This window comes from Corynebacterium auris (assembly GCF_030408575.1).
Lineage (GTDB): Bacteria > Actinomycetota > Actinomycetes > Mycobacteriales > Mycobacteriaceae > Corynebacterium > Corynebacterium auris.
In genome coordinates this window covers 2,361,832-2,375,554 of record NZ_CP047047.1, presented here as the reverse complement: position 1 = coordinate 2,375,554, position 13,723 = coordinate 2,361,832, and the positions used below count along the sequence as shown (strand labels likewise).

Below are 13,723 nucleotides of genomic sequence, written 5' to 3'. Positions count from 1 at the left end.
GAGTGTTCGGCCAGGCTGGAAGTCTACCAGGGGGTTTGTGAACAGATCCCCAGCTTGCGACCCACACGAGCAGCGCCACCGCGAAGTCTACCAGGGGGTTTGTGAACAGATCCCCAGCTGACTCCGGTGTTGGGGCGTGTTGATTCGAAGTCTACCAGGGGGTTTGTGAACAGATCCCCAGCTAGTGGAACCGGTGCAGGACACCGACTCGAAGTCTACCAGGGGGTTTGTGAACAGATCCCCAGCTTCCCGTTGGGGGTCAGGTCCCGCCTTCACGCACGTGTCACTCGTCAGCGCATCACACGAGACGAAAGAAGTAGGGGCCGGTGTCCAACGGGCGGGTGCGGAAGTTGTCGACCATCACGTCGAGTTCTTTGGCCATGTCAGACACCTGCGATGTCGACAGGTTGGTGATCCCGCAGGTGGCGACAAGGTCATTCATGCGGCGGGTGGAGACCCCTGTGAGGTAGCAGGTAGCTACGACGGTAGCCAGGGCGCGTTCTGCTCTTAAGCGGCGCGGAAGCAGCCAGTGAAGGGAAGAATGATCCGTGGCGAAGTTTCGGGATTCTCACGTCGATGGTGCCCACGCGTGTATCCAGGTCGCGGTGGCGGTAGCCGTTTCGGTGGTTGGTGCGGGTGTCGCTGACTGTGGCGTAGTCAGCCCCGCAGACGCTGTCTGCTTGGGTGGAGAAGGATCTGGTTGATGAAGTCCTGCAGCATCTGACGCATCAGATCCGGGGATGTTTGGGCGAGCAGCTCATCAAGGTAGGCGGTCGGGTCGATATGATCGGGTCCAGCGCCCACTCGCGGTTATTCCTTTCCAGGATAGGTAAGAATTGATTCGAAAGGTACTGCGGTGGCCGCCTCCACATTCATCAGGTCCCTCACCGGCAGTCACAGATACACCACGCCAACGGACACAACCGCTCATTCTTTGTGGTCATGCGCCCAGCGCGCGAGGAGCGGTGAGGCGCGTGAAGCGTGTGAATCAGTACGCCGCCGTAAACCCAGCCGCGTTGGCCAGGCGCGGGCGCAGCGCGATCACGGCAATCGAACGCCACAAAGACGGGATGCGCTCGGCCGGGGTTGCACAGCGCCCCGAGCGCGGCGGTTGTCGGGGTCGACCCTGAGCTGCGCCGTCTCGCTCGGATGACGATACAAAGGGCGCAGCCAACGAGAAAGCCCGCGCGACGCCTGAGCACGGCCGAACAACGGAGGGGAGCAACGCCTCGGCGGTAGATAGGCTTTGTACGTCGCCGAGGCATCCACGCAGGACAACGGCGGTTGCGAACCAGAAGTTTGCTGCACGGCACGCGGATTCGGCCTCGACGGCCCCCGCAGATGTCGCTCAACCCTAAACGCGCGCGCTCGATGGGACATAATCATCTTTATGTCGTCTTTTGCAGAAGTGCTTGAGCAGCTCCGCGAGAACCAGCCGCAGGCTAAGTACGGGATTGCTTTTGAGAAGTTGATGGTCAATTTCTTCCGCACCTCCCCCTCCCTGGCGGAGCAGTTCGATGAGGTGTGCCGGTGGGCAGACTGGCGCTATAACGGGGGCCTCGCGGACACGGGGATCGACATTGTGGCGCACCGCAAGGACGATGACACGTGGGTTGCTATCCAGGCAAAGTTCTACAAGCCGAACACGAGCATCCAAAAGGCGCACATCGATTCCTTCTTTGAGGCCTCGGGGCAGTCCTTCGAAACGGAGAAGGGGCGCGAGCATTTCTCTCACCGCTACATCATTTCAACGACGGACAAGTGGTCGAAGAACGCGGAGACGGCGCTGGCAAACCAGGTGATTGAGACCAGCCGCATCGGCATGGCCGACATTGCGGCGGCACCGGTGAACTGGGATGTGGTCTTCCCCGGCTCCGAGATGCAGATCAACCTGACCCGCAAGGAGGCATTCACGCCGCGCAAGCACCAGGCCGAGGCGATCGAGAGCGTTGTGGGCGGGTTTGAGGCACACGACCGCGGCAAGCTGATCATGGCGTGCGGTACGGGTAAGACGTTCACCGCGCTGCGCCTCGCGGAGCAGATGGCGGAGAACAACGGCGGGAAGGCACGCGTTCTCTTCCTCGTGCCGTCGATCGCGTTGTTGTCGCAGACGCTGCGCGAATGGACGGCGCAAGCGACGATGGAGATGCGCAGCTTCGCGGTGTGCTCGGACACGAAGGCCAGCCGGGCGGCGGAGGATATCGCCCCGTATGACCTTGAGGTTCCCGTCTCCACCAGTGGCGGTAAGCTCGCGGAGATCTTCGCCAGCGGCAAGCACGCGAAGGGCCTGCATGTCGTCTTTTCTACCTACCAGTCCCTGCCCGCGGTCCATGACGCGCAGCAGGAGGGCCTGGAGGCCTTCGACCTGGTCATTTGCGATGAGGCTCACCGCACCACCGGTGTGACGCTGGCCGGCGAGGACGCCTCGAACTTCGTGCGTGTCCACGATGGGGCGTACATCGAGGCGACCAAGCGCCTCTATATGACGGCGACGCCGAGGCTTTTCGACGACGCCGTCAAGGGCAAGGCCGCCGACCACTCCGCGGAGCTCGCCTCGATGGACGATGAATCCATCTACGGCCCCGAGTTCCACCGCCTCGGCTTCGGCGAGGCCGTGGAGCGGGGCCTGTTGACGGACTACAAGGTGCTGGTCATGACGGTCGACGAGGACGTCGCCGCCGAAGCCCTCGCCCACTCCCCCAACGATCTGGTCAACCTCACCACCGCCTCCGCGATCATCGGCGCGTGGAACGCACTGGCCAAGCGTTCCGGCAAGCTGCAGGGCGGCAAGGACGGCTTCGAGGTCGGGGCGGCGCCGATGCAGCGTACCGTCGCTTTTACGAAGGACATCAGGCATTCCCAGCAGATCGCCGATGCGTTCCCCACCCTCGTCTCGGCGCACCAGGAGATGCTGCGCCAGCACGCCGAGCCCGGCGAGGCCAGCCTGCACAACGTCGACGTCTCGGTCTCCGCGCAGCACGTCGACGGCACGATGAACGCCCTCGAGCGCTCCAACAAGATCACCTGGCTCGAGGCGGACATCCCGGCCACCGAATCGCGTGTGCTCACCAACGCGCGCTGCCTTTCCGAAGGCGTGGACGTTCCTGGCCTGGATTCTGTGATCTTCTTCAACCCGCGCAACTCCATGGTGGACGTCGTGCAGTCCGTGGGCCGCGTGATGCGCAAGGCCGAGGGCAAGGACTACGGCTACATCATTTTGCCGGTCGCGGTGCCCCCAGGGGTCAGCCCTTCGCAGGCGTTGAACGACAACGCCCGGTTCAAGGTGGTGTGGCAGATCCTGAACGCGCTGCGCGCCCACGATGATCGCTTCAACGCCAAGATCAACTCCATCGCGCTCAACGAGGGCGACGCGACGACGCTGCCCATCGACGCCGACCATGTGGATACGCCGAAGAAGAAACTCGACGCCAGCGACGCGGCGCCCGCTGAGAGGGCGCCGGATGAGGGCGTCGCAAAGCAAGTTGCGCTGTTCTCGCTGGAGCAGTGGCAGGAGGCGATCTACACCAAGCTCGTGGACAAGGTGGGCACGCGCACCTACTGGGAGGACTGGGCCGACGATGTCGCAACCATCGCGCAGTCGCACATCACCCGCATCAAGGCTTTGCTTAACGACGCCAACCCCGCGCTCACCACAGAGTTCACGCGCTTCGTCGAGGGGCTGCGCGGGAACCTCAACGACTCGATCACCGAGGACGAGGCGATCAGCATGCTCTCGCAGCACCTGATTACCGCCCCGGTGTTCGACGCCCTCTTCGAGGGGCACTCCTTCACCCAGCACAACCCCGTCGCCCAGGTCATGCAGCGCATGACCGACGCCCTCGAGGCCGCGCACCTGGAGACCGAAACGGAGTCGCTGGAGAAGTTCTACGAATCGGTGCGCGTGCGCGCCTCGGAGGTCTCCAGCGCCTCGGGCAAGCAGCAGGTGATCAAGGAGCTCTACGAGCGCTTCTTCCAGAAGGCCTTCAAGAAGCAGGCCGAGTCCCTCGGCATCGTCTACACCCCGGTGGAGATCGTGGACTTCATCCTCCGCGCCGCCGACGACCTCTCCCGCACGCACTTCGGCAGGGGGCTTAGCGACGAAGGCGTGTGCATCCTCGACCCCTTCGCCGGAACCTCCACGTTCACGGTGCGCCTGCTGCAGTCCGGTCTGATCCGCCCCGAGGACATCGCCCGCAAGTACGCGAGCGAGCTCTTCGCCACGGAGATCATGCTGCTGGCCTACTACGTCTCGGCCGTGAACATCGAGACGACGTACAACGCGCTGCTCGCGGAGGAAGCGACCCGCAACGGGGAACCCGCACCGGACTACGTGCCCTTCTCCAACATCGCGCTCGCCGATACGTTCCAGATCCACGAGGACGGCGACATCCCCGACCTGCAGATTTTCCGCGAGAATAACGCCACCATCGAGCGGCAGAAGCAGGCCCCGATCAACGTGGTGATTGGCAACCCGCCCTACTCCGCCGGCCAGAAATCTGCCAACGACCTCAACGCGAATCTGAAGTACCCGAGCCTGGACAAGCGCATCGCGGAGACCTACGCTGCGCACTCGACAGCCACGAACAAGAACTCGCTCTACGACTCCTACCTCCGCGCCTTCCGCTGGGCCACCGACCGGATCGGCAGCCAAGGCGTCGTCGCGTTCGTCTCCAACGGCGGCTGGATCGACGGCAACACCGGCGACGGAGTTCGTCTCTCGATGGCTGAGGACTTCACGGATCTGTACGTCTTCAACCTGCGGGGTAATGCCCGCACTGCGGGAGAACAACGCCGTAAAGAAGCAGGCAATGTGTTTGGCGGTGGTGGACGCACCACCATCGCCATCACGATCGGCATCAAAGACCCGGAGAAATCGGGCTTCCAGCTGCACTACCGGGACATCGGCGACTACCTATCTGCCGAGGAAAAGCTCCGCATCGTGTCCGCGTCCAGCATCGAGAGCATCGACTGGCAGGACATTACCCCGAACAGTGAGGGCGACTGGATCAACCAGCGCTCGGAAGAATTTGCAACGTGGCCGGTGATAGGTGAGAAGAAGGGTGTCTCAACGACGTTCTTCGAGAGCTTTTCAGCAGGGTTACAGACCAACCGAGATGCGTGGGTTTACTCCTTTTCATGCAAAGAACTACTGAAACAGGTGAAAACCCTAAAAGAGACCTACGCGGAAGCACTCAGTCAAATGAAAGCTGGGGACACCGCCCAGCAATTTCTTAAGGCAGATCCCCGATTTACGGACCCAAGCACGAGTAAGTGGTCGTCGAGTTTGCAGAGCCAATTGGAGCGGCGGATCCCCTTGCGAGATAGTGGAACTCTTGCAAGCAGCCTATATCGCCCGTTTTGCACGCAGCACGTCTTCTTCGATGATCAGCTAAATCATCGCCAGTACCAATTGCCAACAATGTTCCCGACCCCGGCGCACCGCAACATCGGTTTCTACATTGTCAACCCGGGAAGCGCTAAGCCTTTTTCCGCTCTTGCGACGACGCTGATTCCCGACCTGGCAATGTGGGGAAGCAACGCTGGCCAGTTCTTCCCCCGCTTCACGTGGGCACCGGTCGAAGCGAAGGATGGTTCCCTGTTTGGTGAGGGGGACGTCGTAAAGCACAGCTCGGAGACGAGCATCTACGGCGAGATTAGTGAGGTCGTTGACGGGTACGTGCGCGTGGACAACGTCACCGAGCAGATCAAGGGGATCTACTGGGATGCGCTCGGTACGGACATCACGGGCGATGACATCTTCCACTTCGTGTACGGCAAGCTGCACGATCCCGCGTACCGCACGAAGTACGCGGCGGATCTGAAGAAGATGCTGCCGCACATCGAGACGCCTGCAACGCGTGCGGAGTTCGACACGTTTGCGGCTGCGGGCAAGGAACTGATGGAGCTGCACGTCGGGTACGAGGGCGTCGAGCCGTGGCCGCTGGACCTCCAGGTCAAGGGTGCCGAGGCCGACCGCGAGACGTGGCGCGTGACCAAGATGCGGTGGGCTAAGCGCAAGGACCCGGAGACCGGCACAAGCGTCAACGACGTGACCACGCTGATCTACAACCCGAAGGTGACCATCGCGGGTATTCCCGCTGAAGCCGACGAGTACATGCTGGGCTCGCGCAGCGCTCTGGCGTGGATTATTGACCGCTACCAGGTGAGGAAGGACAAGGCGTCCGGCATCGTCAACGATCCGAACGACTGGGCCGACGAGGTGGGTAACCCGCGGTATATGGTGGATTTGATCGGCAAGGTCGCGCGCGTTGCGATGGAAACGGTGCGGATTGTTCACGGGTTGAGTGTCAACTAGCGGGAGAGGACCGAAATGACTGCGCGGACGTGGGACGAATACCTGACACCATGCCTAAAGGTGTTAGAGGACGGCGACATTTATCGGAGGCGTGATTTGGTCATCGCTGCCGCAGACATCATGAGGATTAGTGAAGATGAGCGCTCAGTAGTGATTGCGTCCGGTGGAGCGCGCTACTTGAATCGCGGTAATTGGGCCATCACCCACCTCGCCAAGGCCGACGCCATCACCTCTCCCGCCCGTGCACTTTGGCAGATCACCGATGAGGGGCGCCGTTTGCTTGCCAAATACCCGAACGGGATGTCGGAGGCGGAGTTACGCTCTGAAAGTGGTGAGGCTTATCAGCGTTTCCGCTCGGCAGGGGCGTCTGCTGGACCAGCCGAAACGCTGATGGCCGACAGCGCCGAGAGCGAAACCGAACTCACACCCCTGGAGCAGGTCGAGGCCGGGCAGCGCCGCAACGAAGAAATGGTGGCGGAGGATCTGCTCAAACGCCTCCATGATCGTGAGCCGGCGTTTTTCGAACAAGCGGTGCTTGATCTACTCATGGCCATGGGCTACGGGGGTTCTTTCGGCGCCGCAACGCGCACGCAGTTGTCTAATGACGGCGGTATTGACGGCATCATTGACCAAGACGCCTTGGGTCTATCCCGCGTCTATGTGCAGGCAAAACGCTACGAAATGAGCTCCTCCATCGGGCGTCCAGCCGTCCAGGCATTCGTCGGCGCCCTCCACGGTGCGCAGGCTTCGCAGGGAGTGTTTCTCACCACGGCGTCGTTTAGCAAGGCCGCAACCGATTACGCAAATTCTGTGCAGTCACGCGTCGTGCTTATCGACGGCACCCTACTGGTAAAGCTCATGATCAAACACGGCGTCGGCGTGCAGATTAAACGCACCGTTAAAATCGTCGAAATCGACGAGGATTACTTCGAGTAGCGCGCCAAGGATTAAAACTTCAGCATTCAGATGGTCCGGGCGACGAGGGGGTCGACGCAATCGGCACCGCCCCGCTGAGCTCGGTTCTTTCGACGCGAGTCGCGGTGCAGGTGAAACGATACGCACCTGAGGGCAAACCAATCGGCCGAGAGACGGTGGCGCTGTTTCAGCGCGATGCGCAAACGAAGGGGGCGGAGCGTGCCATCATCGTGACATTGAGCTGTTTCACGGAGAGCGCACGAAAGGCTGCCACTTCCACAATCCCGACGGCCGACCTGATAAGTGGTGACCGGTTAGCGGAGCTCGTTCGGGAGGACGGTGAGCCCGGGTAACGCTTCGTCCAACCGTGGACCTCGGTTGGTTTGACAAGTTTGAGTAGGAGGCGCGCAACCTTTCCCATGTGGCCAGAGGAGAAAGAATAGACATTCAAACTGTCGTGTTGTGGCACTACCGAAAGTTTGAGTAGATATCTTGGGCGTATGACATGGCCATCCGTCGATTTTGAGGAACTGCCCTGGCGCTCGTCGCTGGAAGGGCTTTCTCGCCGTGCCTTGCGTAACGCCCCGTCGACATACAGGAGCGCCGTCGTGCCTGCGATCGCGGATGCGCAGCTCGACCTTGACGCCGACATGGTGTCGGAGGTGGAAGACGCCACGCTCGCGGTGAAAGAGTTTGACTTGGGCGATGCGCACCGAATTCTCCCCTTCACTCCCCTCCTGCTGCGCAGCGAGTCGTTCGCGTCCAGCCAGATTGAGCACCTGACGTCGTCCGCGCGCCGGATTCTGGAAGCGGAACTCACGGACCTCGCCGGCACCAACGCCCGGTTGATCGTCGCGAACACGAAACAGATGGAGGAAGCGACGGCGATGGATGGGGCGTCGACAAGCGTGCTCCTTCACATGCACGACGTCCTTCTCCGGGAGTCGGCCCCGGAGATCGCGGGTAAGCTCCGCGAGCAGCCGGTGTGGATCGGCGGGCACGACATGTACCCGCGCGATGCGCTGTTCGTGCCCCCGCACCATGCGCACATCCCCGCGCTGATGGAAGACCTCGAGGCTTTCAATAAGCGCCGTGACCTGCCTATTCTCGTGCACGCTGCCCTGGCCCACGCCCAGTTTGAGACGATCCACCCTTTCGCGGACGGCAACGGCCGGACGGGGCGCGCACTCGTGCACGTGCTGCTGCGGCAGCGCGGCCTGACCAGGGAGACGTCGCTGCCCCTCTCCGCGGGGCTGCTGGGGGATCTCGATTCCTACTTCGCTGCGCTCGATGCCTACCGGGCGGGCCGACCGAACGAGATCATCGAGCGCTTCGTTCGCTCGGCTCGCCGCGCCGTGGAGAGGGGGACGTGGCTCGCAACCGAACTGACCATCTTGCGAGAAGAATGGGAAGGTACGCTGACCGCCCGCGGCGGCGCGCTGGTGTGGCGCCTCATCCCCCTCCTGCTGCAACGGCCGGTGGTGACCTCGAAGATCGTCGCCGATGAGCTTGGTGCGAGCCAGGTCAGCGCACGAAATGCGCTGGATTCCCTCGAGGAGGCAGGCATCCTGGCGTCCGCGATGCTGGATAAGCGCTCCCGCGCGTGGAGGGCGGTCGAGGTGCTCGCGCTTCTCGACGAGTTCGCGACGCGCGGCGGGCGTCGCACAGCGCCTTGAGCCCGTTTTGCGTAAAGCGTCTCCGGAGGGCGTTGCGGCGTTTCCTTACGGGGAGAAGGAGCAGGTGCTTCGATAGAAGCTGTCATGGCCACCGTGCACCATCATGAGGCGCCTCACCGGCAGTCACAGATACACCACGCTAACCGGCGCAACCTGATCGGTCCTAGCTTGGATCCTCAGCAATTTCTCTTTCAGTTTTCTGAGAGGTGCGACCTAAAACGCTGTATTCTCAATAGCGTCCAATTGCTGGTCGGTCGTTCTAGTACATGGAAAGTGGTGCATTTTGGCAGGGGATAGCTCCGACAAGGCCTCTCGGCTATTTCAGTTTCTCGCGGATGTGCAGTCCCTCAAAGAGACTCCGGTCCGCAAAGTATCCGAATACACGGATAAGGGAGGAACGGTTGTCACTTTCCAGAAGTTACTGGAAGATATTCAAACCTCGACTCTCAAAGTTGCGGTCGCCCGGCAACTCGAGGGGATCTTTGGTAGCCATGCCACGCCTCTGCACGAGTCGGCTCCGAGCGATCTCGTTTTTGAATTCGACCGACCTACTGTCGGTGAATTCCCTGACCTGCCATCTGGTCTGGAGGACCACGTCGTAGGGGACGCGGAAAACCCATTCAAAAGGCCTACTCTCCGCAGTCCTGGGGAAGAAAATAGTCCTTCGGAGAGTGACCGCAGCCGCGCCGAAAAGTGGCTGGCGCAATGGGAGGCCTGGGCGACGGACGCTCGCGCCATGGAGGTCTACCGCACTCTGTTCGATATTCATACCAAGACCAACCAGCAATCCGATGAGTTCGAACTCGTACTCGGGCTTGGAAAGCTTCACTGGGATGATGGTCTATCGGTGCAGGTTGACCGGCATTTGTTCACCGTTCCACTTACCACCGCAATGGACAAGGTGAAAGGCTCGATCACAGTCTCGCTGGGTGAGCAGGCGTCCCTGCGGGCGGAGCTTGAGGCAGTCCCCCTTGACCACCTTGAGGACGGCAGGTTCATCGAGGACCTGCGTGTGCGAGTCTCGGAGTTCGAGGGGGACCCCCTTTCCCCAGAAGAATCCGCTGAACTAGGAAAATATGCCGCGAATGGTCTTGCGTCCGCAGCGGAGTACGCCGACACGTTGACGGTCCCCGCTGCTGGAAAGAAGCCTGTGATCGCGTGGGCGCCAGCATTGATTCTCCGCCCCCGCCGTATGGTGGGCCTTGCCAGCACGTTCCGGAGCATCGCGGAAGATATAGGTAATGGCAACGAGGTCCCGGAGGGACTTCGCCCTCTGGTGGACCCCAATTTTTCTCCGGAGCTTGAATCGTCATCGGCCCCCGGCGCTTTGGCAACCGTCGGCGGCGAGCTATTCAGCCCGCTTCCCCTCAATGACAAGCAACAACGCGTATTGGAGCGCGTCGACAGCCATGCTCACACCATTGTGCAGGGGCCTCCTGGAACAGGTAAAACCCACATGGCTGCCGCCCTTCTGTCGCACCTCCTAGCACAGGGGAAGCGAGTTCTAGTCACAGCGGAAACAGAGCGCGCATTGTACGAGCTGCGGGATAAGCTGCCGGCCGAGATTCAGGAGCTTGCAGTTTCGGTGGTGGGTTCGTCGACAAGCGAAATGGCGGAGCTAAGGACGGCGATTTCGACTATCCAGGCGAAATCTTCCAACTTCGATGCGGAAGACTCCGCTGAGGCGATTACTGCGCTTCGTTACGACCTGGATAAATTGCACGAGGATCGGACCCGCACCCTGCGGGAGTGGGCATCGAAGCTTGAACGAGCCCAGCAACAAGTCTCGGTCGAGGGGTACTCTCTTCCTCTGCCCCAGGCCATCGAAAAAGTTCAAGCGGAGAAGGATCGATACGGATGGATTGATTCGGTCAGGATTGAAGACCTCGAAGTTCCCTTCCCGCTGGATGCCGACGAGGTGCGACGGACAAATGAGCTCATCTCGAACAGTGAGGTTCGCGGCCGCCTTGACTATCGCGGTGACAACGTCCTGAGCCCGGACAATCTTGTGCCAGCGCCGAAGTTCGCAGCTGGGGTCGACGCTCTCGCTTCCACTGCACAAGCCGTGCAAGAGCTGTCCTCAGCACTCCCGCGGAGACTCCAATCGATCTGGAAGCGATTGAACCCTGAGCAGCGGCAGGACGCACGCACCGCTGTGCTGTCCTATGATTCGGCACGCCGAAAACTGGGTGAGGTCGAAGGCCCTTGGAGCCGGGAATACAGCGAGAACTCGAGTGACCGAGACATCGCTGGCGCGATGGAAAAAGCGTCGGCGTTGAGTGAGAAAGTTGCTGCACTCGCCACCATGGTCGGGGGGATGGACGGTCTGCAGCGAATTAACGCCGATTGTGATCTCGACGAATTTGTGCCTATTGCTCGAAGCCTCCGTGACTATCTTGCGTATGGGAATAAAATTACGGTCCGCCCCGATGGCTCCGTGAAAATCGGTCTATTCACTTCGAGTGTCGTGAAACTAGCCGGGCCGTTCTTCGAGCGCGTGCGTGTCAACGGCATGCCCCCGGTCACGGTTGAAGCGATCGATTTCTACCTGGCGCGTGTGGAGTTCGAGTGGGGACTTTCTGCATTGCGTGAAGAGTGGCCCCATATTGACGCTGATACAACCAATCCGCGAGAGACTCTCCGCAGGCTTGAGGCTGACCTCGAATCTTTTACCGCATATATACAGACCCTGTCGAGCATTAAGGCCAGTCGCGACATTTTGCGCGAGCTCGACCTTGCGACCTCAAGCGAGGAAGCTCACACGCTGGCGGAGGCCGTGCCCGCACTTGAGAAATACGCCGACGCGCAGGCTCAGCACGAGCACGCTAAAGCGGAGTACGAGCGGATAGCGCACACCCTCGAAGAATTAGGATATTCCGGCGTTTTGCATCGATGGGTGCGCCGCTACCAGGAGGCTGTCCGAGACCGAAACGTCAGTCTCTACCAGGAGGCACTGGCTGAGGGAGAGGCCTTCCATGAGACGGGTTTGGTTGCCCAGGAGCTCGATGGCTATCTTTCTCGAATCCGTGTGTGGTCGGCAGACGTGGCGGACAAACTCATGCAGCCGACCGAGACCGGCGAGTGGACTACTTCTCTATATGACGCGGAGGGTGCACGAAACTGGTGCCGGGCTCGCAACGAAGCATCCATCCGGGTAGATGAAGGTGAAGGTGATCCTCTCGCTGAAATCCATCGGATAGACGAGGAGATTCACGACAAGGTTGCGACGTTGGCTGCCCAGCGAGCGTGGGCTGCTGCAGTCGGCAGCGAGCGCATCAATGGTGAAATGCGAGAGACCATGGTGGCGTATGCCCAGGCGGTCAAGCGCCTAGGCAAGGGGACGGGGAAGTACGCAGAGAGGCATCGTCGTGATGTGCGCAAGCATTTGCGACGTGCGCAGGGTGCGGTGCCCGTCTGGATCATGCCGATCTACAAGGTCGTCGAGCAATTCGAGCTCGAGCAAAACATGTTTGACGTCGTCATCGTCGATGAGGCTTCTCAGGCCGGTGTAGACGCCATCTTCCTGCAGTATCTCGCACCTCGAATTGTGGTTATTGGTGACGACCACCAGGTTTCGCCTTCCGCAGTTGGCCAAAATCGTGAACAACTGCAAGGAATTGCGCGCCAGTACCTGTACGACTTCGCCAATGTCGACGCCTGGGTTGATCCTGAACGGTCCCTTTTCGACGACGCGAATATGCGTTACGGGGGCCGTATTGCGCTCGACGAACACCGCCGCTGCGTTCCGGAGATCATCGAGTTCTCCAACGAACTCACCTACCGTCCGAACAACATTGAGCTCAAACCCGTTCGCATGGTCGAGGCGGACCGGCTTGCACCGTTCCGTATCACTCATACTCCCAATGCGTTTATGACCGGGGAAAAGGGCGCTAACAAGGTCGAGGCGGACGCTCTAGTGTCGCGCCTTATCGAAGCCCTTGATGACCCCCGATATGACGGGAAGACATTTGGTGTCATCTCGCTTCTGAGCTCCTCGAGCCAAGAAAGCTACATCAAATCGCGACTGCTTGATGCTCTGCCGCCGAGCGCTTGGGCAGACCGAGATCTGAAGGTAGGAAAACCAGCAGATTTCCAGGGCGCGGAGCGAGACGTCATCTTTCTCTCCATGGTCACTCCATCTCCGCAAGGTAAGCGCCTGTCCTCGTTGACCAGGGAAATGTACATCCAGCGCTACAACGTCGCGGTGAGTCGTGCAAAAGACCAGGTGTGGTTGTTCCACTCCATTGGTAAGGAAGAACTGCCCAATCACGACGACGTCCGTTTCAAACTGCTCGAGTACGCCTACCGTGTTGCGCAGGCCCGGCCTGAGCTTCGTCACTCGGCTCCCGTACCCTCGGACGAGAGGGTGGAGCCATTCGATTCCCTATTTGAGCAGCGCGTGTACAACGACTTGGTCCTTCGCGGGTACTACGTCATACCCCAGTTCGACACCTACGGGCGCCGGATCGATCTCGTCGTGCAGGGGAGAAATTCTCGCGTGGCGGTGGAATGCGACGGCGACTACTGGCACAGCGAGGAATATGCCATTCAAGACCAAAGCCGGCAACGAGAGCTCGAAAGGCTCGGGTGGAAGTTCGTTCGCGTATTTGAATCGGACTATTACCTTGATCGAAACGAGCAGATCGAAAGGATCATGTCGAAGCTGGACGAAGAGGGCGTTACCCCGTGGACGGCGGAGGACAATGCCGCCGATGTGAGCGAAAACGTCGAGGTCATCGAGTCGTTTACGGAGATTTCAGGAGCACCGGCTCGGTGAAGCGAGGGGCGTTGGCCGAGACACACACCGCGCGACGTC

The 13,723-nt window shown here is 60.6% G+C and carries 4 protein-coding genes, 2 pseudogenes and 1 CRISPR repeat array (1 of these 7 cut by a window edge); of the genes and pseudogenes, 5 read left to right on the top strand and 1 reads right to left on the bottom strand.

Annotated features, from left to right (window positions below):
• A CRISPR array of direct repeats spans positions 1–246; the repeat unit is 36 nt; unit sequence GAAGTCTACCAGGGGGTTTGTGAACAGATCCCCAGC; it reaches 687 nt to the left of the window's first position.
• 19 nt (positions 247–265) lie between these two features.
• Positions 266–804 (bottom strand): annotated as a pseudogene (locus CAURIS_RS11215) (transposase); the annotation flags it as partial.
• A 586-nt stretch (positions 805–1,390) separates the two neighbouring features.
• On the opposite strand from CAURIS_RS11215, the gene CAURIS_RS11210 reads away from it, so the two are divergent.
• From CAURIS_RS11210 to CAURIS_RS11190, 5 genes and pseudogenes are all read left to right on the top strand, one after another.
• Positions 1,391–6,316, top strand: a complete 4,926-nt coding sequence (locus CAURIS_RS11210; RefSeq protein WP_290342148.1) for a DEAD/DEAH box helicase — start codon at positions 1,391–1,393, stop codon at positions 6,314–6,316.
• Positions 6,317–6,331: 15 nt separating this feature from the next.
• The gene (locus CAURIS_RS11205) at positions 6,332–7,252 is read left to right on the top strand and encodes a restriction endonuclease (protein ID WP_290342147.1); all 921 of its coding nucleotides are present in this window, start codon (positions 6,332–6,334) and stop codon (positions 7,250–7,252) included.
• A gap of 8 nt (positions 7,253–7,260) precedes the next feature.
• Positions 7,261–7,631 (top strand): annotated as a pseudogene (locus tag CAURIS_RS11200) (restriction endonuclease); the annotation flags it as partial.
• A gap of 100 nt (positions 7,632–7,731) precedes the next feature.
• Complete coding sequence (locus CAURIS_RS11195; protein ID WP_290342146.1) at positions 7,732–8,907, top strand: Fic family protein; 1,176 nt, start codon at positions 7,732–7,734, stop codon at positions 8,905–8,907.
• Between the two features lie 283 nt (positions 8,908–9,190).
• A complete protein-coding gene (locus CAURIS_RS11190; RefSeq protein ID WP_290342145.1) occupies positions 9,191–13,684 on the top strand; it encodes a PDDEXK-like endonuclease domain-containing protein in 4,494 nt (1,497 codons plus the stop codon).
• Positions 13,685–13,723 lie beyond the last annotated feature (39 nt).

Coding starts and splice junctions, on each gene's coding strand:
- CAURIS_RS11205 (WP_290342147.1), top strand. CDS start 6,332: ATGACTGCGCGGACGTGGGACGAATACCTGACACCATGCCTAAAGGTG.
- CAURIS_RS11210 (WP_290342148.1), top strand. CDS start 1,391: ATGTCGTCTTTTGCAGAAGTGCTTGAGCAGCTCCGCGAGAACCAGCCG.
- CAURIS_RS11195 (WP_290342146.1), top strand. CDS start 7,732: ATGACATGGCCATCCGTCGATTTTGAGGAACTGCCCTGGCGCTCGTCG.